General features: G+C 50.5%; 25 protein-coding genes and 4 tRNA genes. 27 read left to right on the forward strand and 2 right to left on the reverse strand.

The features are described 5' to 3' along the window. Nucleotides 1-127: 127 nt before the first annotated feature. The 16 genes from EDM55_RS22290 to EDM55_RS22365 all read left to right on the forward strand — a co-directional run bounded on the left by EDM55_RS22290 (nt 128) and on the right by EDM55_RS22365 (nt 15428). Entirely contained in the window at nt 128-331 is a 204-nt protein-coding gene (locus EDM55_RS22290) for a DUF3311 domain-containing protein (RefSeq protein ID WP_092272402.1), read from the forward strand. Continuing rightward, nucleotides 328-1818, forward strand: coding sequence for a sodium:solute symporter family protein (locus EDM55_RS22295; RefSeq protein ID WP_092272405.1), 1491 nt, complete (start codon nt 328-330; stop codon nt 1816-1818). The genes EDM55_RS22290 and EDM55_RS22295 overlap by 4 nt, the downstream gene beginning before the upstream one ends. A gap of 45 nt (nt 1819-1863) precedes the next feature. Further along, the gene (locus tag EDM55_RS22300) at nt 1864-3486 is read left to right on the forward strand and encodes an amidohydrolase (RefSeq protein ID WP_122961428.1); all 1623 of its coding nucleotides are present in this window, start codon (nt 1864-1866) and stop codon (nt 3484-3486) included. Next, a complete protein-coding gene (locus tag EDM55_RS22305) occupies nt 3483-4733 on the forward strand; it encodes a M20 family metallo-hydrolase (protein WP_092272411.1) in 1251 nt (416 codons plus the stop codon). Before EDM55_RS22300 ends, EDM55_RS22305 begins: the two co-directional genes overlap by 4 nt. A gap of 117 nt (nt 4734-4850) precedes the next feature. Next, complete coding sequence (locus EDM55_RS22310; protein WP_092272414.1) at nt 4851-5708, forward strand: carbon-nitrogen hydrolase family protein; 858 nt, start codon at nt 4851-4853, stop codon at nt 5706-5708. A gap of 23 nt (nt 5709-5731) precedes the next feature. Continuing rightward, nucleotides 5732-6397, forward strand: coding sequence for a GNAT family N-acetyltransferase (locus tag EDM55_RS22315; protein WP_092272417.1), 666 nt, complete (start codon nt 5732-5734; stop codon nt 6395-6397). A 60-nt stretch (nt 6398-6457) separates the two neighbouring features. Continuing rightward, nucleotides 6458-7129, forward strand: a complete 672-nt coding sequence (locus tag EDM55_RS22320; RefSeq protein WP_092272420.1) for a GNAT family N-acetyltransferase — start codon at nt 6458-6460, stop codon at nt 7127-7129. 98 nt (nt 7130-7227) lie between these two features. Next, on the forward strand, nt 7228-7473 hold the full coding sequence (locus tag EDM55_RS22325; RefSeq protein ID WP_092272423.1) for a hypothetical protein: 246 nt from the start codon (nt 7228-7230) through the stop codon (nt 7471-7473). Nucleotides 7474-7720: 247 nt separating this feature from the next. After that, nucleotides 7721-8590 (forward strand): energy-coupling factor transporter ATPase, encoded by an 870-nt coding sequence (locus tag EDM55_RS22330; protein ID WP_122961429.1) that lies wholly within the window; start codon nt 7721-7723, stop codon nt 8588-8590. Continuing rightward, a complete protein-coding gene (locus EDM55_RS22335) occupies nt 8587-9447 on the forward strand; it encodes an energy-coupling factor transporter ATPase (protein ID WP_122961430.1) in 861 nt (286 codons plus the stop codon). Before EDM55_RS22330 ends, EDM55_RS22335 begins: the two co-directional genes overlap by 4 nt. An 11-nt stretch (nt 9448-9458) precedes the next feature. Then, nucleotides 9459-10295: an energy-coupling factor transporter transmembrane component T family protein gene (locus tag EDM55_RS22340; RefSeq protein ID WP_092272432.1), complete on the forward strand. Its 837-nt coding sequence runs from the start codon at nt 9459-9461 to the stop codon at nt 10293-10295. Between the two features lie 64 nt (nt 10296-10359). Then, the gene (locus EDM55_RS22345; protein WP_092272434.1) at nt 10360-10917 is read left to right on the forward strand and encodes an ECF transporter S component; all 558 of its coding nucleotides are present in this window, start codon (nt 10360-10362) and stop codon (nt 10915-10917) included. A gap of 3 nt (nt 10918-10920) precedes the next feature. Beyond that, complete coding sequence (locus EDM55_RS22350) at nt 10921-11880, forward strand: P1 family peptidase (RefSeq protein ID WP_122961431.1); 960 nt, start codon at nt 10921-10923, stop codon at nt 11878-11880. A gap of 48 nt (nt 11881-11928) precedes the next feature. After that, the gene (locus EDM55_RS22355; protein WP_122961432.1) at nt 11929-13146 is read left to right on the forward strand and encodes a M20 family metallopeptidase; all 1218 of its coding nucleotides are present in this window, start codon (nt 11929-11931) and stop codon (nt 13144-13146) included. A gap of 152 nt (nt 13147-13298) precedes the next feature. After that, nucleotides 13299-15080 carry a M3 family oligoendopeptidase gene (locus EDM55_RS22360; protein WP_122961433.1) on the forward strand — a complete coding sequence of 594 codons (1782 nt, stop codon included), beginning with the start codon at nt 13299-13301 and terminating at the stop codon, nt 15078-15080. Between the two features lie 105 nt (nt 15081-15185). After that, a complete protein-coding gene (locus EDM55_RS22365; RefSeq protein WP_092272446.1) occupies nt 15186-15428 on the forward strand; it encodes a hypothetical protein in 243 nt (80 codons plus the stop codon). 63 nt (nt 15429-15491) lie between these two features. On the opposite strand, the gene EDM55_RS22370 is transcribed toward EDM55_RS22365, so the two are convergent. After that, entirely contained in the window at nt 15492-16427 is a 936-nt protein-coding gene (locus tag EDM55_RS22370; protein ID WP_122961434.1) for a C40 family peptidase, read from the reverse strand. 190 nt (nt 16428-16617) lie between these two features. Here EDM55_RS22370 and EDM55_RS22375 point away from each other — a divergent pair. From EDM55_RS22375 to EDM55_RS22425, 11 genes are all read left to right on the forward strand, one after another. Beyond that, a tRNA-Asp gene (locus tag EDM55_RS22375) sits at nt 16618-16694 on the forward strand. Between the two features lie 48 nt (nt 16695-16742). After that, nucleotides 16743-16818, forward strand: a tRNA-Thr gene (locus EDM55_RS22380). A gap of 14 nt (nt 16819-16832) precedes the next feature. Beyond that, nucleotides 16833-16919 (forward strand) — tRNA-Leu (locus EDM55_RS22385). A 43-nt stretch (nt 16920-16962) separates the two neighbouring features. Further along, nucleotides 16963-17049 (forward strand) — tRNA-Leu (locus tag EDM55_RS22390). Between the two features lie 152 nt (nt 17050-17201). Further along, on the forward strand, nt 17202-17831 hold the full coding sequence (locus tag EDM55_RS22395) for a DsbA family oxidoreductase (RefSeq protein WP_122961435.1): 630 nt from the start codon (nt 17202-17204) through the stop codon (nt 17829-17831). Nucleotides 17832-17994: 163 nt separating this feature from the next. Further along, the gene (locus EDM55_RS22400; protein ID WP_122961436.1) at nt 17995-18618 is read left to right on the forward strand and encodes a VanW family protein; all 624 of its coding nucleotides are present in this window, start codon (nt 17995-17997) and stop codon (nt 18616-18618) included. A gap of 179 nt (nt 18619-18797) precedes the next feature. Then, on the forward strand, nt 18798-19322 hold the full coding sequence (locus EDM55_RS22405) for a hypothetical protein (RefSeq protein WP_092272459.1): 525 nt from the start codon (nt 18798-18800) through the stop codon (nt 19320-19322). A gap of 87 nt (nt 19323-19409) precedes the next feature. Then, nucleotides 19410-20036, forward strand: a complete 627-nt coding sequence (locus EDM55_RS22410) for a fumarylacetoacetate hydrolase family protein (RefSeq protein ID WP_092272462.1) — start codon at nt 19410-19412, stop codon at nt 20034-20036. 285 nt (nt 20037-20321) lie between these two features. Then, on the forward strand, nt 20322-21233 hold the full coding sequence (locus tag EDM55_RS22415) for a C40 family peptidase (RefSeq protein ID WP_122961437.1): 912 nt from the start codon (nt 20322-20324) through the stop codon (nt 21231-21233). Nucleotides 21234-21511: 278 nt separating this feature from the next. Beyond that, complete coding sequence (locus EDM55_RS22420) at nt 21512-23077, forward strand: acetate--CoA ligase (RefSeq protein WP_373863383.1); 1566 nt, start codon at nt 21512-21514, stop codon at nt 23075-23077. A 112-nt stretch (nt 23078-23189) separates the two neighbouring features. Beyond that, nucleotides 23190-23993, forward strand: coding sequence for a transglycosylase domain-containing protein (locus tag EDM55_RS22425; RefSeq protein WP_122961438.1), 804 nt, complete (start codon nt 23190-23192; stop codon nt 23991-23993). Nucleotides 23994-24137: 144 nt separating this feature from the next. On the opposite strand, the gene xerS is transcribed toward EDM55_RS22425, so the two are convergent. Next, nucleotides 24138-25250, reverse strand: coding sequence for a tyrosine recombinase XerS (gene xerS, locus EDM55_RS22430; protein WP_092272471.1), 1113 nt, complete (start codon nt 25248-25250; stop codon nt 24138-24140). Nucleotides 25251-25260 lie beyond the last annotated feature (10 nt).

The following is a 25260-nucleotide window of genomic DNA, read 5'->3' on the forward strand; positions in this document are numbered from 1 at the left end:
ACAAAGGGAAGACCGTTTTTCTGGCAAATCGAACAAAGGAAAAGAGCGAATCTTTCGATAATCTTAGATTACATGTCCCGAGTGTCCAACGGCAATGGGACAAATCGTACAAAACAGGGGGATTTGCATGAAAGCTAGAGACTGGCTGGGCGTACTTCCGTTCGTAGGGATGCTGGGCGGCGTACCGTTTGTGAATCAAGTCGAACCATACGTGCTCGGAATGCCGTTTGTCCTGTTTTGGATCGTACTGTGGGTCGTATTGACGTCCGTGATCATGGCGATCGTGAATCGGCTCGACCCTCGTACAAGAGAGGAGGAGCACCACGGATGAACAGTGCACTGATCATCATATTTGCGGTTCTTCTTCTGGCGATTTATTCAGGCATCCGCGCACAAAAGGGAAAAGAAATGACCATGGAGCAGTGGACTGTAGGGGGAAGAGGCTTTGGTTCGATCTTCATTTTTCTGCTCGTGGCCGGTGAGATTTACACCACATTCACGTTCCTTGGCGGCAGTGGCTGGGCCTACTCCAAAGGAGCCCCCTCCTATTACGTTTTGTCCTACATCGCACTTGCCTACGTCATTTCCTATTGGCTCCTGCCGCCGATCTGGCGCTATGCCAAGCAGCACAGACTCGTCTCCCAATCCGATTTTTTTGTCAGCAAATACAACAGTCCCATTCTCGGCATTTTGGTCGCGGCCGTAGGGGTTATCGCGATCATCCCCTATTTGATCCTGCAGTTTAAGGGACTTGGCATCATCGTCTCCGAAGCTTCCTATGGATCCATTTCACCGGCGGCAGCGGTATGGATCGGTGTAATCGGCGTTACCATCTACGTCATGATCTCCGGTATCCATGGCTCCGCGTGGACGGCTGCTATCAAAGATATTCTGATCTTTTTTGTCGTGGTCTTCATGGGTCTGTACTTGCCTTTTCACTACTACGGTGGGATAAAACCCATGTTTGAAGCAGTGGAAGCGGCAAATCCCGGGTTCCTGACGTTCCCTGATGAAGGGCTGAGCGTCTCTTGGTACATTTCCACTGTGCTGGTGACGGTTTTTGGTTTTTACATGTGGCCCCACACTTTTGGTTCCGTCTTCTCCGCGAAGAACGAAAATGTATTTCGCAAAAATACGGTGATGCTTCCGCTGTATACGATCATGCTGCTGTTTGTTTTTTTTGTCGGCTTTACTGCGATCCTGCAAGTTCCTGGACTGAAAGGTGCAGATGGCGACCTGTCCCTTTTGCGGCTGTCTTTAAAGACCTTTGATCCATGGATCGTCGGTGTGATTGGAGCTGCAGGACTCTTGACTGCACTCGTACCGGGATCGATGCTGCTCATGACCGCAGCCACACTGCTTGCGAAGAACGTATACAAAGTCATGGCCCCTGCAGCTTCGGAGGCACGGGTAGCCAAGGTAGCGAAGCTGTTGGTGCCAGTCCTGTCTCTAATCTCTCTGTATTTTACGCTAAGCGGTGGGGATACCCTCGTGACGCTGCTGTTGATGGGGTACAGTCTGGTCACACAGCTGTTTCCCGCCTTGCTGTTTAGCCTACATAGGCAGCCATGGGTCAATAAATACGGAGCCTTTGCCGGTATAACAGCCGGTGTGCTGACTGTAGCGTACGTGACGATTTCGAAAGTGACGATCGCCAGCGTATTTCCGAACTGGCCGGCTGTGATCCAGGATCTAAACATCGGAGTGATTGCTCTGTTGGTCAATATCATCGTCATGTTTGGTGTGACGTTCGTGACCCGCACGTTGCTCACAACTGGCCGTCATCCGGCGAACGCGGAGGGGACCCCGACAATCTGATCTTCCGACGATAAAAGCGAGGCAGTGAAAAGGAGAGGTAAATAAATGGCAGATACTGTGTTTCTCAATGGACAAGTCATTACTGTGGCGCAAGACAATTCCGTGGCAGAAGCGGTCGCGGTACGTGGCAACCGGATTATAGCTGTCGGGACCAACGCCGAAGTGGAGTCCTATATCAGCCCCCGGACGAAGGTCATAGATTTGCAAGGGAAGAGCCTCCTGCCAGGCTTTATCGATGCTCACCTGCACATCACGATCTACGGTACGAACAAGCTCGGGGTAGATTGCAAGGCTCGTTCCATCGCTTCGATTAGCGACCTGCTGGAGGCTCTCAGGGACCAAGCACAAAAGACTCCAAAAGGCCAGTGGGTCAGAGCATGCGGCTTTGATGAGAGCCTCATGATCGAAAAACGCTATCCCACCCTAGCAGAGCTGGACGAAGTGTCCACAGAGCATCCGATTTTTGTCATGCGGACATGCGCCCATCACTCGATTGCCAATTCCATGGCGATGGGAATCGCGGGATACGACCGGGATACACCTGATCCCCAAGGGGGAAGAATTGATCGGGATGCAGCCGGAGCATTGACAGGTTTTCTCGTTGAAACGGCGCATATGAAGATGTTTGAGCTCGCGGCCTTTACAGAAGAAGAGTACAAAGAAGGGCTGCGATTGGCCTCCGAGGATTTTGTCGCTCACGGCATCACGAGTGTGCATGACGCGGGCGGGTACGGGCCGGACAACTACAGGGCGATGCAAAAGGCAGTCCAAGCAGGGGACGTAAAGGTGAGGATTTACGCCATGATATGTGCGCTCAATCAATCGGAGGATTTCGTTCGCAAGATGATTGATGCGGGAATGGTGACCGGCACCGGAGATGAACGCTTTCGAATCGGGCCAGCGAAGGTCTTTACAGACGGGGCGAGCATTGCACCCACGATGGCGATGCGCGAACCTTTCGACAGCAGACCGGATGATTGCGGAATTCTCTACTACGAACAGGACGAGTTGAATACGATTTTAGGAGAGGCGCATGCGAAAGGTTTCCAGATCACAGCGCATGCGCAAGGGGACAAAGCGATTGAGATGCTGCTGAACTGCTTTGAGGCGGCGTTGGCAGCGCATCCGCGTGAAAATCACCGGCATCGGATTGAGCATGCAGGTGTATCAGCCCCGGACTTGATGGAAAGGATGGCTCGTTTGCAAGTTGTGCCGATCCCCAATCCCGCCTTTATTTACGACTACGGTGACTCCTATGTAACGAATATCGGGAAGCGGGCGGGGTATATGTTCCCTGCGCGTGATCAGATCGACCACGGCATCATCGCAGCTGGCGCATCTGACAGTCCGGTAACGAATTTTCATCCGTTAATCGGCATTCATGCGGCCGTCAACCGTTTGAGCAAAACGGGGCAAGAGGTCGGTGTCAATCAGCGGGTCAGTGTGATGGAAGCGATCCGGATGTTTACCTGGAACGGAGCGTACGCCAGCTTTGAAGAGGGGGTGAAAGGAAGTGTTGAAGCAGGAAAATTAGCGGATCTGATCGTGCTGGATGATTGCATTCTCGATACGCCGAATGAGAAGATCAAGGACTTACGCGTGGAAATGACCATGATTGACGGAGAGCTTGTTTATCAAAAGCAAGACGAGGAGGTCATGCAGTCTTGAACGTAAAAGCGAGGACTCTCACCATAAATCAGGATCGGCTGCAAAAACGGATTCAGGAATTAGCCCAAATTGGGAAAATAGGCGAAACGGGTGTTTGCCGTCTGGCGCTGTCTCCGGAAGATCGCGCTGGGGTAGACCTGGTTCGGAGCTGGATGGACGAAGCAGGGATGCAGACACGCATCGATGACTTTGGTAATTTGATCGGGCGGGTAAATGGGCGCAACTCAGACGCTCCGCTCCTGATGATCGGCTCACATATCGACTCTCAGCCGTACGGTGGGCAATATGATGGAGTCATAGGTGTGCTGGGAGCATTGGAAGTGGTACAGACCATGCGGGAGCAGTCTCTCGTCCCGGAACAGAGCATTGAGGTGATCGCGTTTTGCGATGAGGAAGGCTGCCGCTTCCAGAAAGGACTGTTCGGCTCTCGCGGCATTTTGAACCGGCTTGAGCCTGGTGAGCTTGAGCGAACCGACAAAAACGGCGTGACCCGCAGGCAAGCTCTGATCGAATTTGGTTGTGACCCTGATGCTTTGGAGGGCTCTGTTTACCCGGAAGGCAGCATTGGAGCTTTCTTGGAGCTGCACATTGAGCAAGGCCCGATCCTTGATAGCGCGGATGAAGCGGTGGGAATCGTGTCTGCCATTTCGGGTCCGCTGTGGTGGACGGTAGAATTGACAGGCTTTGCAGGTCACGCGGGCTCCGTGCCGATGAATATGCGGCAGGACGCACTGCTTGGTGCCGCCAAGGTCATCGTAGCAGTCAATGAACTGGCTAGGCTGGACCCTGCTGCACCGACAGTCGGTACCGTTGGTCATCTCGAGGTGTTCCCGGACTCGCGCAATATCATTCCGGAACGGGTGCGTTTCACGGTCGATCTGCGGGACATCGACCTGGAGCGTCGAAACGAGCGGGAACAAGCATTGCGGGAGGTGATCGAGCTGGCTGCGATGGAGGGGGGGCTGAAGTACACGATCACTGAAGATACAAACAGTGATCCGCGCTATTGTGCGAGCTGGATCAAAGACATCATACGCGAGGAAAGCAAAGCGATGGGGATTGAGCCGCGTGAGCTGATGAGCGGACCTTTCCATGACGCGCTGGCCCTTTCTTACGTATGTGACTACGGCATGATCTTCGTGCGCTGCAAAGACGGCATCAGCCATAATCCTCAGGAGTTTTCCACCTATGAGGATATCGCTCTTGGCACCGAGCTGCTGTACAAAACGGTATTGCGAATAATTTGAGAGCTTCTCGCCCATCTTAATCCGAGGTGGGCGATTTTTTTGTACACTCATAAGCGAGACATTATGGTAGCTTTTTGCTATATTTTAGTCATGTAGAAAAAGAAGGAGTGTAGTGGCATGAAAATGCGTGTTTCCGCTGTGCAGTATCATCTGCATACCATACATAGCTTCGACGAATTTGCCCATCAGGTCGAGCACTACGTGAAAAACGCACAGGAGTACGATACCGAATTCCTGCTGTTTCCTGAGCTGTTCACGACACAATTGATGTCCATTGGTGATGAACAAGGGAACGCCCTGCCGATCACAGCCCTGCCTTCCTTTACCGAGCAGTATGTGAGCCTGTTTCGTTCGCTAGCGGCGAAATATGAGATGTACCTCATCGGGGGAACCCATATTATCGAAGAAAACGGCAAGCTGTACAACACCGCTTTCCTCTTTTATCCCGATGGCCGCGTAGGTCAACAGAAGAAGATTCATATCACGCCTTGGGAAGTGAAAGGCTGGAATATGGGAGCGGGGGATTCCCTGCAAATTTTCGAAACGGACAAAGGCAAAGTCGCGATGATCATTTGCTACGACATCGAGTTTCCCGAGTGGGTCCGTATTGCGAAGGCCCGGGGAGCAGACGTCATTTTCTGCCCTTCCTGCACAGACGATCGTCACGCGTTCCACCGCGTTCGCTATACCAGCCATGCCCGCACGATCGAAAACCAGGTTTACGTCGTGCTGACTGGTACAGTCGGTTCCTTGCCGACAGTGGATTTCATGCGCGCCAACTTTGGTCAGGCAGCTATTTTGACACCAAATGATGTGCCTTTCCCGCCACGCGGCATTCTCGCGGAAGGCGAAATCAACAACGACATGCTCGTCACGGCTGATTTGGATATTCAACTGCTTTATGATGTTCGCGAAAAAGGCTCAGTCACGACTTGGCGGGATCGCCGTACGGACCTCTATACCGATTGGAATTGATGATCGCCAGCAGGAGGTAGCGGATGTATCGAAAAGAACTGTATGTCTTCGAAAAAGACAAGCCTCATGCGGCCGTTGTTCGCAACTATAGCGAGCAGGACTTTGCCGAGCTGATTCAGATACAGGCAGAGAGCTTTCCCCCGCCATTCCCATCTGAGCTGTGGTGGAATCGAGAGCAGCTGACGAACCACGTCACGCTATTTCCGGAAGGCGCCATTTGTGTCGAGGTGGATGGGGTCTTGGCAGGCTCAATGACCGGGCTGCTTGTAAAATTTGATCCTGCTCACCCGGAGCATAAATGGGAAGAGATCACGGATAATGGCTACATCCGAAACCACGATCCGCACGGCGATACGTTGTACATCGTCGATATTTGCATTCGTCCCAGTCATCGCAAGCTCGGTCTTGGACAGTTGATGATGCAGGCGATGTATGAGCTCGTCGTTCAGCGTGGTTTGCAACGTTTGCTCGGCGGTGGAAGAATGCCTGGATACGGCCGGCATGCGAGTGAGTGGACACCGCAAGAGTACGTGGAACGAGTCGTAGCCGGAGAGGTGAAGGACCCGGTTCTTACCTTTCTCATGCGTTGCGGACGCACACCTGTACAAGTGGTCCCCAACTACCTGGAGGACGAAGAATCAAGGAATTACGCTACTTTGATGGAATGGAAAAATCCGTTTCTTTCGTAGCGAAAGCCGTCAGCGGCCATCATTTTATTCTCATGAGAGTACTAGGAGGATATTTCATCTATGGAATTCGTACGTATTCAGCATATTGACAACCCGTTGTTCGCAAAAATGCACCGTTTGATGCAGGAAGTATTTCCGCCAGAAGAAGTGCTCGATTACGAGCTGTGGAGAGAGCCGCTTGAAGATCCAGACATTCGTGTATTTGTCGCAGTCCACGAAGGAGAAGTAGTGGGGACCACCGAATATCGTTACTATACCGATTTGAACGTGGCAATGACGGATTTCACCATCGTTGGCCGCGAGGGTCTTGGGGTCGGTCGTTTTCTGGTGAGAGAGCGACAAAAGGATCTGGAAGCGCTCGCGAGGGCAAACGGCAAAGAACTGTACGGCATGTTTGCAGAAATCTACGATCCATACCGCGTAGAAGAGCATGCGTTTGGCGGAATCAAGCCGATGGACCCGTTTGTACGCCGAGAAGTGCTGTCTCATCTGGGCTACAAGCGCACCAACATCGCGTATGTTCACCCATCCTGGCAAAATGACGGGGAAGCCGTAACCGGTTTGGACTTGGGCTTTATGCCGGCTAACGAAGAGCAAACGACTTTGGAGGCCGACCTGATCGTCTCCTTCCTCACGCGTTATTATTCTGTATTGCCGCAAAAGCCACAGGCTTGGCTGGACATGGTGGACAGCTTGTCTGGCAAAGAAACGGTGGAACTGCTGCCGATCTAAGGGTATCTCACCGAAAGCGAACTCCTGTGGAGCGATTCTATCTGCTTCATAGGAGTTTTTTTCATCTTTTATCAAAAGAAGAGGGGAGGAGGACGCAAGTGAATGCACAAAATTTGGCGACGATCCTACTGTATCTGGCTGTCATTTTTCATCTGTTAGGTATGAGTGGCTGGGTAGTCGCTACAATGGCACAACCCATTCAATTGGCGACTCTCGGTCTGCTCTTGACTGCTATCTTCGTCTTGCGGAAAAAGAAGCGGAAAACGAAACGCCGACCGCGAAAACCTCCAGCGGAAGTAACGGCCATGCTGGAGCGGGCAGAGGGAGGGGACACCGGAAATTGAAAGCTGCCTGATTTCAGGAAAGGATTGGAAATAGCAAAGGGAAAAGCAGGGGAAGCGGCGAACATTGTGGGTATAGAGGTGGCGGGGGTGTTGTGTTGCAATTGCAACGCTGCTGCCACAGTTTGCAACAACTGTGTTTAACAAAATCACGATTAATTAACAGAAAATTTGCAACATACTGATTTGGCATGGGAGTTGCTACAGAATTTTACTGCTGCGACAAAATTACACAAAGTGAGGGGAGCGCATGTCGAACCAACCCATTATATGTGTCGAGAACGTCTCGTTTGCCTATCAGGTAAACCAGGATCAACAAATACCCGTGCTCCAGAACGTCTCCCTCGAAGTATATCCCGGAGAGTATTTGGCGATTATCGGTCACAATGGCTCCGGCAAGTCGACACTTTCCAAACACCTCAATGGCATCCTCACACCGTTAGAAGGAAACGTGCTGGTAAATGGGATCAATACGCGGGACAAAGGACGTATTCATGAAGTGAGAAGCCGAGTAGGTATGGTCTTCCAGCATCCTGACAATCAGATCGTGGCAACGATCGTGGAGGACGATGTTGCATTCGGATTAGAAAATATCGAAGTATCTGCGGAGGAAATGAAAGATCGCATCGATTTTGCCCTAGACGCAGTGGGCATGAGCGCTTTTCGCCATCGACCGCCCCATCATCTCTCTGGTGGACAAAAACAGCGGATCGCGATTGCTGGGATCTTGGCTATGAAACCGCAATGCCTTGTCTTGGATGAAGCGACGAGCATGCTGGACAGCTACGGTCGTCAAGATATTTTGGCTGTCGTCCGTAAGCTGCACAGAGAGGGCATGACGATCGTGACGGTGACGCACCACATGTCTGAGGTAGCAGAAGCGGATCGGGTCGTCGTCATGGAAGCTGGCAAAGTCGTACTGCAGGGAACGCCTCGGGAAGTGTTTGCCCATCAGGAAAAGCTGAAGGAGCTCCACCTCGATGTTCCGGATGCCAGTCGCATAGCAGCGCTGGTTCATTCCGAGTACCCCGCCTTCAATCCCAATCTGATACACAACGAAGAAGTCGTCGCGGAAGTCACTCGCGTCCAGATCAGAGAAGTGGAGGCGAGCGGATCATGACACAACCGATCGTAGACATCCGAAATCTATCTCATATTTACATGCAAGGCACACCGCTGGAGCACCGTGCACTCGATGATGTGACACTGCAAGTAGCAGAGGGCGAATGCATGGCGGTCATCGGACATACCGGCTCGGGAAAATCGACATTGATCCAGCATTTAAACGGCTTGATCCGTCCGCAATCGGGTACCGTGATTATCAACGGACTGGATGTTTCCCAGCCCAAAGTTGATATCAAGAGCTTGCGTCGCCAGGTCGGCCTGGTCTTTCAAAATCCGGAGGACCAGCTGTTTGAAAAGCTGGTAGGAGACGATGTCGCCTACGGCCCTTTTAAGATGGGGCTTCCCCTAGAAGAGGTTCGCCGCCGTGTTCACTGGGCGATGGAGCTGGTAGGCTTGTCTTTTCAGGAAATGAAGGATCGACCTACTTTCGCCTTGAGCGGTGGACAAAAGCGAAAAGTGGCATTGGCTGGTGTGCTGGCCCTACAGCCCAAGGTGCTCGTTTTAGATGAGCCGACAGCAGGACTCGACCCCCTTTCACGCAAAGAGCTGCTGGAGCGCATTCGCCATCTCAATCGGGAAGAAAATCTGACCGTCATCTTCGTCTCTCACAACATGGAGGAGGTCGCTCAGCTGGCGGATCGTGTGTACGTCATGGCAAATGGAAAGGCAGTCTGTGACGGATCTCCACGGCAAATTTTTGGGAACGAAGAGCTTTTGCGTCAGCATCATATTGGAACACCGGAATCGGTGGACATTTTGTACAGGCTGCGTACGGAAGGGTATTCGATTAACCCAGAATCGTATCTTCCCGAGGAAGCCGCCTGCGAAATTCTGAAAATTTTGAAACGTTAGGGGGGAACAAGATGTCAGCAGAATTTGAATTAACCCGAAATATCACGATTGGACAATATTTGCCGACTGGCTCCATCATTCACCGGTTGGACCCGCGATTTAAGCTGGCAGCCTTTGTGATCCTGATTTTAGCGATCGCCGTATGCAACACCTACATCGGAAATATCTTTGCGATCATCATGTGCGTATGGCTGTTTCAGATATCCAAAATTCCCATTCATTACGGGATTTCCGGAATCAACCCAGCTATTCCTTTCATCATCATCCTCGCGATTTTGCAGCTTCTCTTCTACGGAGGAATTGCCAATGGCGGAGCCGTTTATTTCGAGTACGGCTTCATCAAAATCACGAGTGAGAGCATTCGGCTGGTTCTCGTTTCTGCTATGCGCTTCGTCGAGGTTATCTTCCTCTCCAGTGTCCTTACTCTAAGTACTTCCACTACCGAGCTGACGCATGGGATGGAGAGATTGCTAGGTCCGTTGGAAAAGATAAAATTTCCGGTTCATGCCTTTGCATTGATCATCACGATCGCCATACGCTTTGTTCCTACCTTTGCGATGGAGATGGAAAAGATGATGAAGGCGCAAGCTTCCCGTGGTGCCGATTTCGGTACAGGGGAGTGGTGGCGCATCGTGCAGCGTACCAAAGACATGTTTCCTATCATTATCCCGCTGTTTAACGTGGCTCTGGCGCGCGCAGAGGACTTGATCCTGGCGATGGAAGCACGTTGCTACATTCCGGGAGCGGCACGTACGAGATTCGCTCATTACAAGGCTGCAGGCAAAGATTATGTCGCCATTGTCCTGAGTGTAGTCATTTCTGCCGTGATGCTGGGAATACCGTGGTAGTAAGTCCGGGAAGTCTCCCTATACGGGATTTCCATAGAGAACCAGTAAAAAAGGAGGAATATGCATGGAGAAAGGCTTGACAGTACGCAGGATTGTTATTGCAGGGGTATTGGGAGCGATTGCGATCTTGCTCGGGGTCACGCGTCTGGGCTACATACCGGTTCCGACGGCAGCGGGGAATGCCACGATTCTGCACATCCCGGCAGTCATTGGCGGTATCATGGAAGGCTGGGGCGTTGGCATGATCATCGGTCTCATTTTTGGAGTCTCCTCTTTCTTAAACGCCACCGTTCCCTTGTTTAAAGACCCGCTCGTTGCCATTTTGCCTCGTCTCTTCATCGGGGTAACGGCTTATTTGACCTATGTCGGACTGAAAAATGTCAACCAGTATGTCGCGATCGGGGTTGCAGGCTTTGTAGGCTCGATGACGAACACTCTGCTCGTGCTCGGCATGGCCGTCATTCGTGGCTATATGGCAGCAGGAGTTGCTGCTACTGTCGCGATAACAAGCGGTTTGCCTGAAGCGATCGTATCCGTCATCGTGACGCTGGCAGTCGTAGCTGCATGGAAGAAGCTGGGCACCTCAGGAAAACAAAAATCGAAAATTTCTGGAGACTTGTAAAAGATGAATGGAACCATCACGGATGTGGCTGGCATCAAAATCGGGCACGCGCAAAACACAGATGCCTTGACTGGATGTAGTGTGATTTTGATGGAGAAGCCATCCGTATGCGGCGTGGATGTCCGGGGTTCAGCCCCGGGCACCCGCGAGACGGACCTGTTGGACCCGATGAACATGGTGAGTGTCGTGCATGCCATTTGCCTGTCCGGTGGTAGTGCATACGGGCTGGATGCGGCTGCAGGAGTCATGCAGTATCTCGAAGAAAATGGCATCGGTCTCGAAGTAGGGTTTGGTGTTGTACCGATTGTTCCAGGTGCAGTCCTGTTCGATCTGGCAGTCGGCGATCATAGAATTCGTCCAGACCGCCAGATGGGGTATGAGGCTGCTGTCAACGCGAGCAAAGATCCGGTACAGCAAGGAAATGTAGGAGCAGGCACTGGTGCGACGGTCGGAAAGCTCAACGGCTTTTCCAATGCGATGAAGAGCGGGCTAGGCTCAGCATCGATCACGCTTGAAAACGGCCTGGTCGTCGGGGCGATCGTGGCGGTCAATGCGGTCGGTCACGTCTTTGACCCGCAAACGGATCGTATCCTGGCAGGTCCACGCGATGAGCAAGGAACGATGGTAGACAGTGTAGAGGTGATGAAGCGCTACTCGTTTTCTCCGATTCCACCGGGTACGAACACGACGATAGCAGTTGTTGCGAGCAATGCTGTACTCACCAAGTCCGAAGCGAAAAAAGTCGCCCAAATGGCACACGATGGACTGGCGAGAACGATTCGTCCGATTCACACGATGAATGATGGAGATACCATTTTTTCAGTTGCCACCGGTGATGTGAAGTGCAGCGTCGATCTGATAGGTTCTCTCTCGGCTGATGTGCTGGCTGCGGCTGTATTACAGGCAGTGAAGCAGGCAAAAGCAGCTGGGGGACTTCCTTCACACAGCAGTCTTTCCAAGTAACATATCCCCTACCTTTCACACAAATCGATGCAGAGGAGTGATTGTCAGATGAACCAAGTAACTTCCTTTGTTGATGAGCAGGAAGTCGTCCGATTGACCCAGGATCTCGTCCGAATTGACAGTGTTTTCCGACCCGAGCAGGCAGGCGCGAACGAGGAGAGAGTAGCCCTTTTTGTCGCAGATTATTTGCGGAAAATGGGACTTGAGGTCTACTATGAAGAGGTCGTTCCAGGTCGCCCCAATGTCATCGGGATCTATGATTCAGGCAGGCCGGGAAAAACGCTGTTGTTTGAGGCGCATACAGATGTGGTGACGGAAGGAGACCGGGATGCCTGGAGCTATGACCCGTTTGGGGCGACGATTTCGGGCGGACGCATTTACGGTCGGGGCTCCTGCGACACCAAAGGCAATCTGGCAGCTGCCATCTGCGCGGTCAAGGCGATCCAACGCTCCAAGCAGGAGTTCACGGGCAAGATCCTTTTGTGCATCCCATGTGACGAGGAAGGCATGATGATTGGGATCAAGGATTTCATTCGCCGCGGATGGGCAAACAACGTCGATGCTGCGATTATATGTGAGCCCGAGGAAAATCAGCTGTGCATCACGCAAAAAGGTGCGATGAGGGCGATATTGCGGACGTATGGAAAAATGGCGCATGGCGCAATGCCACTGACCGGTATCAATCCAAATACGCGAATGGCGCGAGCGATTGTGGCCTTGGAAGAGCTGGAGCGCAAGGAAATGGCGCGCTTGGGTCAGCATCCGATGCTAGGCTGGCCAAGCATTACGCCGACGATATTACAAGCGCCTGTCAAGGGTGACGCTCAGATCAACGTGGTGCCGGATCAATGCATGACGACCCTTGATATCCGCACCGTTCCAGGACAGGATCATGAAGTGCTGCATGGGGAAATGTCTGCGATTCTTGAAGTTTTGGCTAGAGAGGACGACAAGTTCAAAGCGACGCTGGAAATCATTGAAGAGCGACCTTGGACGCTAACTGCCATGGAAGAAGAGGTCGTCAAGGCAGTGGCAAGCTCCTATCGGGAAATTACGCGCAAGGAGCCAGTGTACAATGGAGTGCCGGGAGCAACGGACGGGACGTTTTTGCATAAAGCTGGCATCCCGATCCTGACCACCGGAGCGGGTGACCGTCATATTCCGCACCATGCGGATGAATATGTGGATATTGACCAATTGGTAGAGTCCACCCAGCTTTTTGCTTTATCAGCGCTGACGTTTTTGACGCAGCCCGTACGTGCCTAATAGAGTGAATCGCCCTTCCGGAAAGCCAGCGGGGTCTTTTTTTTCCAGAAAACTTGCTTCATTCATCCAAATTTTTTTATACTAGCAGAAGACTCTTGTTATCCTCATTCGCACGTAAAATATACAGGAACCAGACAGAGGAGGACCTCGTCATGAATATGCGCTGGGATTTGGATGTATTGTACACGTCATTTGATTCACCTGAATGCGAGCAAGATTGGGAACATCTGTGCCGCGAGACGGAAGAAGTCAAAAGCTGGGCAAGGGAACAGCTTGGCAACCAAGAAAATGCCGTAGTTAAAATGGAAGCGTACATAACCAAAATGACTTCGATCCTGCAAAAGCAAAACCGCTTGTACAGCTTTGCGGAGCTGACAGCGAGTGTCGATGCCAAAAACGAAAAGGCACTGCAAATGGTGGAGCGAATTCAAAATCAATCCGTGGAACTGGTAGAGCCTAATGTCCAGTTTCAAAAATGGCTGGGTGCTGTTGACGATCTAGATGGGCAGATCGGGGAGTCTGCCTTGCTGGAAACGCACCGCTTCATGCTGAAGGAAATGGCTGAAAAAAGCAAGTATATGCTGAGTGAAAAAGAAGAAATCATTATCGCCAAAATGAAAAATACCGGATCCAACGCTTGGACCAAGCTTCAGGAAATGCTGACTTCGACCTTGCTCGTGGAAGTCACCGTGAACGGCGAAATGCAGCAGCTGCCGCTTCCTGTCGTGCGCAATATGGCGTATGAGAAAGATCCGGAAGTGCGCAAGCAAGCGTATGAAGCAGAGCTGGCTGCCTACAAAAAGATCGAGGAGTCTTCGGCTGCAAGCCTCAATGGAATCAAAGGCGAAGTGATTACCGTAGCCAAGCTGCGCGGCTATGAGTCCGTTTTGGATAAGACGTTGAAAGACGCGCGTATGGATCAGGAAACGCTGGATGCGATGTGGACAGCGATTCGGGAAAGCCTGCCAACCTTCCATAAATACTACAGCAAAAAAGCAGAGCTCTTGGGTCATGCATCTGGCAAGCTGCCTTTCTACGATATGTTTGCCCCTGTAGGCGATGCGGATATGCGGTTCACGTATGAGGAAGCCCGTGACTTTATCGTCAAGCATTTCGGAAGCTTCAGTGAGAAGCTGGCCAACTATGCAGCTCGTGCTTTTGACAATCGTTGGATTGATGCCGAGACGCGGGAAGGGAAGCGGGGCGGAGCGTTTTGCGCCAATCTGCACGTGGTCGGGGAAAGCCGTATCATGGCGAACTACACGGGCAGCTACAATGACGTCAGCACGCTTGCACACGAGCTTGGACACGGATACCATGGAGATTGCTTGGTGAAGGAAGCCTTCTTCAACAGCGATTATCCGATGCCGATCGCAGAAACGGCGTCGATCCTGTGTGAGACCATCATTGCAAATGCCGCCCTGCAGCAAGCAACTCCGAACGAAGCGTTCGCTATTTTGGAGAATGACATTTCTGGTGCAGGGCAAGTGATTGTCGATATTTACAGCCGCTTCCTTTTCGAATCAGCCTTGATCGAAAAACGCGAAAATGGTTCGTTGTCTGTGAATGAATTAAAGGAATTGATGCTGCAGGCTCAAAAACAGGCCTATGGCAACGGCTTGGATCCAGAAAAGCTGCACCCGTATATGTGGGTTTGCAAGCCGCATTATTACAGTGCTGATTACAACTATTACAACTTCCCATACGCATTCGGGCTTTTGTTTGCAAAAGGACTGTACGCAGTCTACCTCGAGCGTGGGGAGGCGTTTGTCGAGCAGTACGATCAGCTGCTCGCCGTCACCGGTAAAATGAGCATTGCCGATGTAGCTGCCATCATGGATGTGGATGTGCGCTCCGTTGATTTCTGGCGGAATTCCTTATCCCTCATCGGCAAAGACATCGAGAAGTTTGTTGAACTGGCTGCCTCCAGGTAAACCCATACAGAAGACAAAAAAACGTCCAATCAACTTCTGGACGTTTTTTTGCGCATAGCATGTTACTTGCAGGGAGAAAGTAAGAAAAACAAATGAGGTGATTACGTGGTGAACGGATTGCAGTTGTTGGATCTGCTTCGGGAGACAGAGAATAAAATGCTGCATTTACATAGAGCCATCGATAAAGTAAGCAGCGAACCGGATTTCAAGGAGACGGTGAGCGTTCTGACGGTGGTTGTCAGGGACTATCAGCTCCAGCTGGATAAAATGAAACAGGCTCTGGGGGCTCTGGAGATTAACACCGCTCAAAGCGCCTCCCAGTCCAACCATGCACAAGGCACTCAGTAAGTAAAAAATGCAGCTGAGGAATCTTTGCAATCAGATTCGTCAGCTGCATTTTATTTGCTGGGATTACTGAAAATCAATGTAGCGCTTGGCGCCGTAGAATGGATAGAGCCTGTCCATGTACTCGACCTTGCCGTAGCGTACATCCTCACCGTTTGCATGAACAATGACGCCGTTACCCATGTAGATCGCTACGTGGGATACTCGGCCCTTGCCCAGTGCATCATAAAACAAGAGATCCCCTGGCTGAGCCTGATCCATCGAAATGGGCTTGCCGCTGCCGAATTGTTCTTCGGAAGTGCGGGGGAGTGTAACCCCGAGCTTGTCAAAAACGTAAGAAGTAAAGCCGCTGCAATCAAAGCCGTTCTTTGTTGTTCCACCCAGAACATACGGGGTATTCAACAGAGGCTCAATGATTCTGTCCAGGCGTCGTACACTAGCCGTATCAAGCTCACCGGTAAATTCTAGGTCATCAGCGAGTACAGAAGTGCTCAAAAACTTGGAGGATACATAGGCTTCCTTTCGATCCTCGTATTTGATTCGCGTCCACTCGTGGCCAGGCTCGACTACTTCCACCGTGCTGCCCAGACGAAGCTTGCCAATGATTCTGCCATCCATGGATGGGTCTCGGCGCACGTTCACGTTATCGCCTGTTACCCGAGCCTTGCCTTCCAGAACATCTGGTTTGGCATCGGATGGGGCAGAAGCTTTCGGCTGATCTTTGTCGGAATTGTCAGGGGAAGAAGCCAAGTCCGGTGGCGCAGAAGATGAGCCATCCGAGAGGTTGTCTCCCGCCAAGAGCAATTGTTGGCCAATTGCCAAACGGTCCGATTTCAATTGATTCACTTGCATGAGCTGGCTCACCGTGGTTTGATGCTCACGTGCGATTTTGCTCAACGTATCACCTGCTGATACCACGTAAAGGGGCGAAGCTGCGTGGGCAGCAGTAGGCAGCAGAGTGAAGAGGGCGAGGAAGGTGATCAGCCTCGAAGTATGTTTCATGTCATCGTCTCCACCAATCTACTAAATTCTGCATATCTAGATAAAATTCTAGCGGAATCTCGTTGGTAAATCTATGAAAAAATATAAAAACGAAAAAGTTTTTAAAAACTATTGCATTTTAAAATCGAATCATGCTATATTACAGAAGTCGTTGCGAGCAAAACGCGAAACGGCGCGATTAAACAAGCCTGGAGCTGTGGTGAAGTTGGAGTTCACGCCGGTCTGTCACACCGGAGGTCGCGGGTTCGAGTCCCGTCAGCTCCGCCATTTTATCTTCCAATATTGGACAGATAATAGGCGATTTTGAAAGAATATGCCGGTATAGCTCAATTGGTAGAGCACCTGACTTGTAATCAGGGGGTTGTGGGTTCAAGTCCTATTGCCGGCACCATTTTATCTATACATGCGGTCATGGCGGAATTGGCAGACGCGCTAGATTCAGGTTCTAGTGGTGGCAACACCGTGGAGGTTCAAGTCCTCTTGACCGCACCATGTAGATGGATTGGTTTTGAAAATTGGATTTTTTTCGTTTTATGCGGTCGTGGCGGAATTGGCAGACGCGCTAGATTCAGGTTCTAGTGGTGGCAACACCGTGGAGGTTCAAGTCCTCTCGACCGCACCAACTTTCGCATTCTCTGTGGATTTGCCCGAATTGGTTCGGGCTTTTTTTATTTTTAAGGAATATACATACACTTACAAAAAATAATGGCCTTACAATTATTTGGGGCATCCTGTACAATGACAACGTAGGAAGAAAGGGGAGAGTTCTCGACCATGATCATCGAGATTTTTCAAGACACGATTTGCCCATGGTGCCGTATTGGTAAAAAGCATCTGTTTGAAGCGATGCGCCAGTGGCAGGGTGAGCCTATTGAAATTCGCTATCGTGCTTATCAGCTTGATCCACATACACCAAAAAATGGTTTGCCGTTTTGGGAAACGATGGCAGCCAATAAAGGCGGCAGAGCAGCTGTAGAGCAAATGGTGCAGCATGCGGCTCGCGCAGGAGAAGCGGCGGGCATTCCCTTTGACTTTCAAAAAGTAACTCAGTGGTCAAATACAATCGCCTCCCACACACTCATCAAGCTTGCTTCGGAAGACAAACAAACAGAGGCTGTTGATGCGGTTTACAAAGCGTACTTTGAAGAGGGAAAAGACATTGGCGACATCGATGTCCTTCTTGCGATTGCAAAAGAGCTCGGCTTAGATCAAGAGCAGGTACGCCAGGCTATCGAAACGGACGCCATGCAAGCTCAAATCGACGAAGACATTGCGTTTGCAAGGGAATTACAAATTACGGGAGTGCCGTTCTTCGTGATCGATAACAAGCTGGCGCTATCTGGTGCACACCCACCGGAAAACTTTCTGAAGGCATTTCAACAGGCGATCGAGACAACGAATTAGTTCTGCTTGCCAAACAGAGTGAGAACCGCCAATAATCGGCGGTTTTTTTCGTTGATAGATGTCCAACATTTGTAGGTTGTTGCCAGCTTGCTTCGTGTGTAGAGTAGGAACTGACGAGGATCGAATCATTGCATACAGCTACGAATAAGCGAGGGAATGAACGATGAAAAAATCCTATATATGGACGGCTCCTGTGCTTGCTTCTGCACTCCTGTTTGCAGCGCTGTCTCCGGTCGTACCGGTTAATGCAGCCAATGGTACAGCCGAAGAGACTATTCAACCGACACAAGCTGAACTACGAGAGAAATATTTGGACAAGATGGATCTAAAGTCAAAGGATGTCCTGGGCTTTTACCATACGTCTATGAACGGAAGCACGGATGCTCGCAAGCACAACATCAAGAAGGCAATTAAGCGAATCAACGGGCAAAAACTAAAGCAGAATGAAACCTTCTCCTACAATGGAACAGTGGGCAATTCCAACATTTCCGAGGACGGCTGGCAAAAAGCAGGTGCAATCGTCAATGGGCAATTGGTAGAAGACTACGGTGGTGGCATCTGCCAGGTGTCCAGCACGCTGTTTAACGCGGCAAATGAAGCGGGTATGACGATGGTAGAGCGACATGGGCACAGCAAGACTGTCGGTTACGTGCCAGCTGGTATGGATGCGACAGTCGCATACGGCTATCTCGATTTTCAATTTGCGAATCCGTTTGATGAGAAGGTGAAAATCAAAGCGAAAACGTTTGATGACGAACATGTCGTAATCGCCATCGTTCGAGACTAATGAATAGGTAGAACCATCTTCAAAGCAGGGAAGGCTCCCCTAGTGGGATATGGCCTTTCCTGCTTTTTTCTGCTGGAAAAAGGGACGAATTGGGCCGAATCTATGGAAAACTGTTGTGCGCTCCCTCATAAATGTAATGGTGCAAGACCATACTGGTTGAAAAAGGGAGGTGGATCATCATGTACGTACAAGTGACAGGAGAGCGTGACAATCTGTCGGTCATTGTGATGGGGGAACCTCTGGCTGGTCAGCCGAGTGGTCCCTACAAGCTGCCTGGCAGGCTTGTGAAAGCACTAAAACCTCAGGACCTCCCGATGGAAGTATGCTTTACACTCGATGGCTCTCTCCCTTCTGGCTACGGGTTTTATCCCGAGGACCGGGTAGTGTTTCAGCGCGGACACAAGGAGCAGTCTTTGTGGATTCGGGTCACTTCTACCTATGTCCAAAGCGAGTGGGATGGGTTTTTTCCCTTGGAAGCAACGCTGCAAGCTCGCAAACAAGCACTGGAGGAACAATCTGGCTTCGTTCAGATCGGGTATGAGGCAGGGGAGCAAATCTCCGTCATTCACTATGAATTTGAGTGGGAGCGAACAGAGCCTATGGATTTGGAGTCGGCGCTTGAGGCGATCTGCGACACCGTATGTGAAATCGAAGCGAGGGGAAATGCAAATTTGTGGCCGCGAAAGGGTCCTTCCTTTGGTTAGGCAGGAAAGCTTTTGCACGTACGACGCACCGTGATATAGTTAAAAGGAATTCACAACCAGTTGTCCGTGTAAAAGGAGAGAGAGACTATGAAGAAAATCGGAAATATTTATTGCGTTGGACGTAATTACAAACTGCATGCGGAAGAGCTGGGCAATGATGTGCCGACGAAGCCAATGATTTTTGGCAAGCCGACTCATGCGCTGGCAGAGACAGCTGGTGGGGAGATCGTACTGCCAGGAACTCGCGGAGAGCTTCATTATGAGACGGAACTTATCATTCACATCGCCCGTTCCTATGAGCCTGGAGTGACACTGGATGAAATGGTAGACGAGATCGCATTGGGCATTGATTTTACGTTGCGCGATGTACAAAGCGAATTGAAGAAAAAAGGACATCCGTGGCTGCTCGCCAAAGGGTTTAAAAATTCAGCGATCTTGACGCCTTTTCATGCGTTCCCGGGGCTGGATGAATGCCTGAAGACGGACTTTACCCTGCTGAAAAATGGAGAGCAGGCTCAGCGCGGGAATATTCGCAATGTCATTTTTGATTTAATGACATTGATCCAATATATCTCTGAGCATTTTGGGCTGGAAAAAGGAGATATCATCTATACCGGAACGCCTGAAGGTGTGGGACCGGTAGCAGATGGGGATGTACTCACTTTCCTGTGGGGCGACCAAAAATGGGGAGAATTTACGGCGCGTTTGCGCTAAGAAACAAGAAAAGCAGACGATAAAAAAAGCCAGCTTCTGACAGGATCAGGGAGAAGCTGGCTTTTTCTATGGCGAAAGCCCTTGTTGATAGTGATTCTCAATGCGTGTGGTTCCATAGAACTAAAGGGTTGCAACCGCACAGTTTTCCACTCGATTTCCATCTAGTTCAATGCTACCAATTTCCGTATTGGTAAATTTTACGGTCTTATCCTCCAGTTTCCTCCTGAGGTAATCTGACGTTGTACCCACGAAGGGTGCCACAACATGACAAGGAGGAAAAGACAAGTGACGAAACGAGATTGGGTAATGAAGTCAACTGTAGCAGTCATCCTGAGTACGTCCCTGTTAATGGGTGGTCAAGTTGGACAAGCAGCGGCCGCTAGTACGACCTATGAACAACAAACCAGTGAGGTAGCCTCTATCGCCAAATCCATGGTCGGGAAGCCTTACAGATACAAAGCTTCTGGACCAAAAGAATTTGGATCAGCTGAGTTAGCAACATATGCTTACAAACAGGTTGGAGTAAAAATCGGAAGCACGATCAGTGGTTTATACAAAACTGGAACCAAGGTATCTTCGATCAGCAAGGTGGAAGCTGGGGATCTGGTCTTCTTCTCTTCGAACGGTTCCGGCAGCCCTACTTTTATGGGGGTATACATAGGTAATGGTCAATATGTTTATTCTTCCGAAGGCGAAGGAAAAGTAGTTCTCAAGAAGCTCTCTGACTACAGCAAGAAGTTCCTTGGCGCGCGCAGAATCGTAGAGGACTCGTCGTCGGATAATTCGTCGAATTCGCCAAGTACGCCGGCGTCAGACATCGCCAGCAAAGTCATCAAGAATGGGGAGAAGTATTTGGGAACCAAGTACAAATACGGCTCCAGCAGCAGTACGACCAAAAGCTTTGACTGCTCCTCGTTTACACAGCGTGTCTTCAAGGAAGCAGGAATTACGCTCCCACGTGATTCCCGTCAGCAGTCTACTGTCGGGACAACTGTCTCTAAAAAGAATCTGCAAAAAGGCGATTTGCTCTTCATGAAAGCTTCAGTGAACAGCTCTTCGGATCGCATCACGCACGTAGCGATTTACGCAGGAAACGGCAAAATCCTGCATACTTACGGCAGCCCTGGCGTTACCTACTCCAAGTTCGACGGCACGAACTGGGAAAAACGCGTTGTCAAAATCAAACGTGTGATCTAACTCGTCGGAATCGAGTGAATCATAGGAAACGACTAAGAATCGTAGAGATAGGCTCTCTTGCACAAGCAGGGGGGCCTTGATTCTTTTCGGAGTAGTTCTTTTGTAATGTAAGACGAACCGGAAGGCGAATAGTTTCACAAAAACGGGTTGCCAAATGTTTCATTACCTTAGTAAATTATTTTGGTTCGAATCGACTATGAAGAGGAAAAATTGCAAAAACCTCGAATTATGTTACTGTATACTTGAAAAAAACGGGGGTGTTTCAGGTGAAATTGAACATGCCAGAATTTTATAATTTTGCGGCACAGGTGGATGAATGGGCGGTTAAGCATCCAGAGAAGCGTGCAGTTTGGGAGTTAGACGAGCAAGGAAACGAGGCTGTTTTAACCTATGACGAGCTGCGCCGTTATTCCAACCGTATTGCAAATGTCCTTGGCACCATCGGGATCGAGCAGGGAGACAAAGTATTGGTGCTCGTCCCGCGGGGAATAACCGCATACGGTCTGTATTTGGCGTTGTTGAAGCTGGGAGCGGTCATCATGCCAGGCTCAGAGATGCTTCGCTATAAAGATATTGAGTACCGAGTCAATCATGCGAAGGCGAAAGCGGTCATTGGCTTTGAAGGCATTCTGGAGGAAGTGGAGCCTGCCCGTGGACAATGCGACTCTCTCCGCCATTTTGTGACGATTGGCCACGCAAAGGACGGCTGGATTGGGCTGCAGGATCTACTGGGTGATCAGGATGAGGAGTTTGTTTGTGCCCAGACACGTGCAGATGAGCTTGCCTTTTTGTCCTATACATCGGGAACAACTGGCGGTCCAAAAGGCGTCATGCATGTACATGGTTGGCCATTTGCCCATTTGGCGGTAGCAGCCAAGCAGTGGCTGGACGTACGGGAAGACGATACGGTGTGGGCAACAGCGGGTCCTGGCTGGGCAAAATGGATCTGGAGTCCTTTTGTCTCCACGCTAGGTATGGGCGCGACAGCATTTGTTTACAAAGGCCGCTTTGGCGCAGAGACTTATTTGAATCTTTTGCAAAAATACCCTGTCTCTGTCCTGTGTGCGACACCTACCGAGTACCGATTGATGGCAAAAGTAACGGATCTGGATCAGTACAAGCTTCAGGCGTTGCGTTCTGCTTGCTCGGCAGGCGAGCCGCTCAATCGGGAGGTCATCGATACGTTCCGCCGCGTATTTGATCTGACTGTACGCGATGGGTATGGGCAAACGGAAAACACCTTGCTCGTCGGTACCTTTGTCGGAGTTGAGCCAAGGCCTGGTTCCATGGGACGTCCGTCTCCTGTTGTACAGGTAGCGATTGTCGATGAGGAAGGTGCGGAGCTGCCGACCGGCAAAGTAGGAGACATCGCCATCGACCGCCACATGGTAGCGCTGTTTAAAGGCTATTTGGACGATCCGGAGCGCACGGCAAAAGCATTTCGTGGAGAATGGTACGTGACCGGGGATCAAGGACGGATGGATGAAGACGGTTACATTTGGTTCGAAGGTCGCTCTGACGATATCATCATTTCCGGCGGATATACGATCGGACCATTCGAGGTAGAGGATGCGTTGGTGAAGCATCCAGCTGTAGCAGAGTGCGCAGCAGTAGCCAGCCCGGATCCGGAGCGGGGGAATATCGTCAAGGCGTTTGTGATTCTGAAAAAAGGAAGCACACCGTCGGATGAGCTGACAGCGGAGCTGCAGGAGCATGTGAAGAATTTGACGGCTCCTTATAAATATCCACGAAAAATTGAATTTGTCGAGGAGCTTCCGAAGACCTCCTCCGGTAAAATCAGAAGGATCGAGCTGCGTCAAAAGGAGAAGCAGCAGCAGAGCTAACCTTTTTTCACTGTGTCTTACGGAAATGTAAGGTTCCTGTAAGTGGATTCGATGGGACGTACGCTGCCTTTTCCCTACAATGAGTACAGAAGCAAGGTAGGGGGAATCCAGCATGAATCAACTTTCCGTATCGGCGACCCATGAAAACGATCCTCTATTTACGATAAAGAATGTCGATAGACCGAAGCGAAAAAACGCATCCTGGAAAAAACGTTTATGGGCGACTGTCATTCTGATCATCGTCTGCGTTTTTTCGCTTCCGAGCATGCTTAGCTTTGCTGGGAATGCATGGATCGATCAAAAGAAGCTGCAGCAGGTCGAGAAGGCGGCTTCTGGCAGCTACGTGACACTAGATGAGATGCCTGATTACTTGTGGCAATCCTTTGTGGCGATTGAAGACCGTCGCTACTGGAAACACCATGGGGTCGATTATATCGCCTTCGCTCGGGCAATCTGGGCAGATGTACAAGCTGGTTCCTATGTCCAAGGGGGCAGTACGATTACGATGCAGCTCGCACGCAATCTATTCTTAACCCAGGACAAAACGATCCTGCGAAAGGCAAAGGAGATCGCGATTGCCTATCAACTGGAACAGCGATACAGCAAAAAAGAGCTCCTGGAGATGTATTTGAATGTCATTTACTTTGGCCATGGCCAGTATGGGATCGAGTCCGCCAGCCAGCTGTACTTTGGAAAAAGGGTGAATGGAGCAGATCCTAGTGTGATAAGCCTCGGCGAGTCAGCCATTTTGGCATCTCTACCGAAGGCTCCAGAGGCATATTCTCCACTTAAGCATTGGGAAAAAGCGAAGGAGCGTCAAGCCGTCGTTCTGGGCAGGATGGTGGAACAGGGGCTGATTACTCAAGAGCAAAAACAAGCGGCGCAGGAAGAAGTGACCTTTGCGCGGGCAATCTAGCATGCCGAAAGCTTCTCTGTATGGATACAGGGAAGCTTTTTCGCCGTTTCTTTTTGCGAAACAGTTCTATCCACTTTGCTGCAAGCATTCCTATACTAAGGAAGAAAAAGCTGCCCATGAGTAGAGCAGCCATTCCTTTCTTCATTATGTAGTTCGATTTACGGCTTTACTCAGGGCATCCTCCAGGACATGCGCGTATTGCATCGTTGTTTCGATCTTGGAGTGGCCGAGCTGTGCCTGCAACTGATGGGGATCGGGATTCAGCCGCAAAAACTGGGTGGCAAAGCTATGGCGCAGCTTGTGGACGGACAGATCAGGGATTCCGAAAGCTTTGGCGTATTTTTTGACCAGCTTTTGCACAGAACGCACTTCGATACGATGTCCATGGGGATTGGAAGGGGAGACAGCTAAAAAAACGGCGTCTTCCTGTGCGGAGGGATGGTAGTTGGCGCGAACCTGCAGATACTTGGCCAAGTACTCTTTTCCCCAGTCACTAAAGAAAGGTGCGTCCTCCTTTTTCCCTTTTCGAATCATCTTCAGCTGGTTTTTCTCCAGCACGATGTCAGACAGATTCAGGCTGACAATCTCGGATACCCGAAAGCCGCCAGACAGAATCATGGCAACGATAGCCGTATCACGATCTCTGTTTTGCATGTGGTACTGCTGCTTTTTTGTGGTTTGGCAGTGGGCAAGGTATCCATTGTAAATGAAATCAACGAACTGGTAGATCTCATCATCAATCAGGATTTTCGCCCGAATGGCATGTGCCCGTGCCAGAGGAGTAAGCTCAGTGGTTTCCAGCTCGATTTTCGCCAGGACATTACGCGTCAGGTACGATTCGCCATTTTCATCCTCAGCCAAAGCTGATAAATAATGAAACAATGATTTCAGGCTGGAAATTTTTCGACTGATGGTGCGGTCACTGTATTCTTTTCGTGAGCTTTTCGTTGGATGGGTCAGAAGAGCGGAACGTTCATATAAATGGGACTCCTGCAGGTAGAGGATATAACTCTCCACCGTTTCCTTTTTCAGTTCATTGAGATCTGCCAAAGGGATCTCCTTGATCTCAGTAGCAGCAGTCAGTCCCTCTGTCATCATCCAGCGAAAGAAGAAAGAGCAGTCACGCAAATACCCGAGCAGCGTGGAGGGAGAGTTTTTTTTCGTTTTTTTATGTTCGATAAACTTTTCGACGTACCATGGGTAAGAGCCAATGGATTGCAAAAGCTGCAGGGCGTCGCGCTGTTTGGTCACCGACAATGCTAACACC

This window comes from Brevibacillus centrosporus, assembly GCF_003710815.1.
GTDB lineage: Bacteria > Bacillota > Bacilli > Brevibacillales > Brevibacillaceae > Brevibacillus > Brevibacillus centrosporus.

Coding starts and splice junctions, on each gene's coding strand:
- EDM55_RS22420 (WP_373863383.1), top strand. CDS start 21,512: ATGCCAGAATTTTATAATTTTGCGGCACAGGTGGATGAATGGGCGGTT.
- EDM55_RS22350 (WP_122961431.1), top strand. CDS start 10,921: ATGAATGGAACCATCACGGATGTGGCTGGCATCAAAATCGGGCACGCG.
- EDM55_RS22405 (WP_092272459.1), top strand. CDS start 18,798: ATGTACGTACAAGTGACAGGAGAGCGTGACAATCTGTCGGTCATTGTG.
- EDM55_RS22320 (WP_092272420.1), top strand. CDS start 6,458: ATGGAATTCGTACGTATTCAGCATATTGACAACCCGTTGTTCGCAAAA.
- EDM55_RS22330 (WP_122961429.1), top strand. CDS start 7,721: ATGTCGAACCAACCCATTATATGTGTCGAGAACGTCTCGTTTGCCTAT.
- EDM55_RS22345 (WP_092272434.1), top strand. CDS start 10,360: ATGGAGAAAGGCTTGACAGTACGCAGGATTGTTATTGCAGGGGTATTG.
- EDM55_RS22300 (WP_122961428.1), top strand. CDS start 1,864: ATGGCAGATACTGTGTTTCTCAATGGACAAGTCATTACTGTGGCGCAA.
- EDM55_RS22295 (WP_092272405.1), top strand. CDS start 328: ATGAACAGTGCACTGATCATCATATTTGCGGTTCTTCTTCTGGCGATT.
- EDM55_RS22360 (WP_122961433.1), top strand. CDS start 13,299: ATGAATATGCGCTGGGATTTGGATGTATTGTACACGTCATTTGATTCA.
- EDM55_RS22425 (WP_122961438.1), top strand. CDS start 23,190: ATGAATCAACTTTCCGTATCGGCGACCCATGAAAACGATCCTCTATTT.
- EDM55_RS22335 (WP_122961430.1), top strand. CDS start 8,587: ATGACACAACCGATCGTAGACATCCGAAATCTATCTCATATTTACATG.
- EDM55_RS22400 (WP_122961436.1), top strand. CDS start 17,995: ATGAAAAAATCCTATATATGGACGGCTCCTGTGCTTGCTTCTGCACTC.
- EDM55_RS22315 (WP_092272417.1), top strand. CDS start 5,732: ATGTATCGAAAAGAACTGTATGTCTTCGAAAAAGACAAGCCTCATGCG.
- EDM55_RS22340 (WP_092272432.1), top strand. CDS start 9,459: ATGTCAGCAGAATTTGAATTAACCCGAAATATCACGATTGGACAATAT.
- EDM55_RS22370 (WP_122961434.1), bottom strand. CDS start 16,427: ATGAAACATACTTCGAGGCTGATCACCTTCCTCGCCCTCTTCACTCTG.
- EDM55_RS22355 (WP_122961432.1), top strand. CDS start 11,929: ATGAACCAAGTAACTTCCTTTGTTGATGAGCAGGAAGTCGTCCGATTG.
- EDM55_RS22395 (WP_122961435.1), top strand. CDS start 17,202: ATGATCATCGAGATTTTTCAAGACACGATTTGCCCATGGTGCCGTATT.
- EDM55_RS22410 (WP_092272462.1), top strand. CDS start 19,410: ATGAAGAAAATCGGAAATATTTATTGCGTTGGACGTAATTACAAACTG.
- EDM55_RS22290 (WP_092272402.1), top strand. CDS start 128: ATGAAAGCTAGAGACTGGCTGGGCGTACTTCCGTTCGTAGGGATGCTG.
- EDM55_RS22310 (WP_092272414.1), top strand. CDS start 4,851: ATGAAAATGCGTGTTTCCGCTGTGCAGTATCATCTGCATACCATACAT.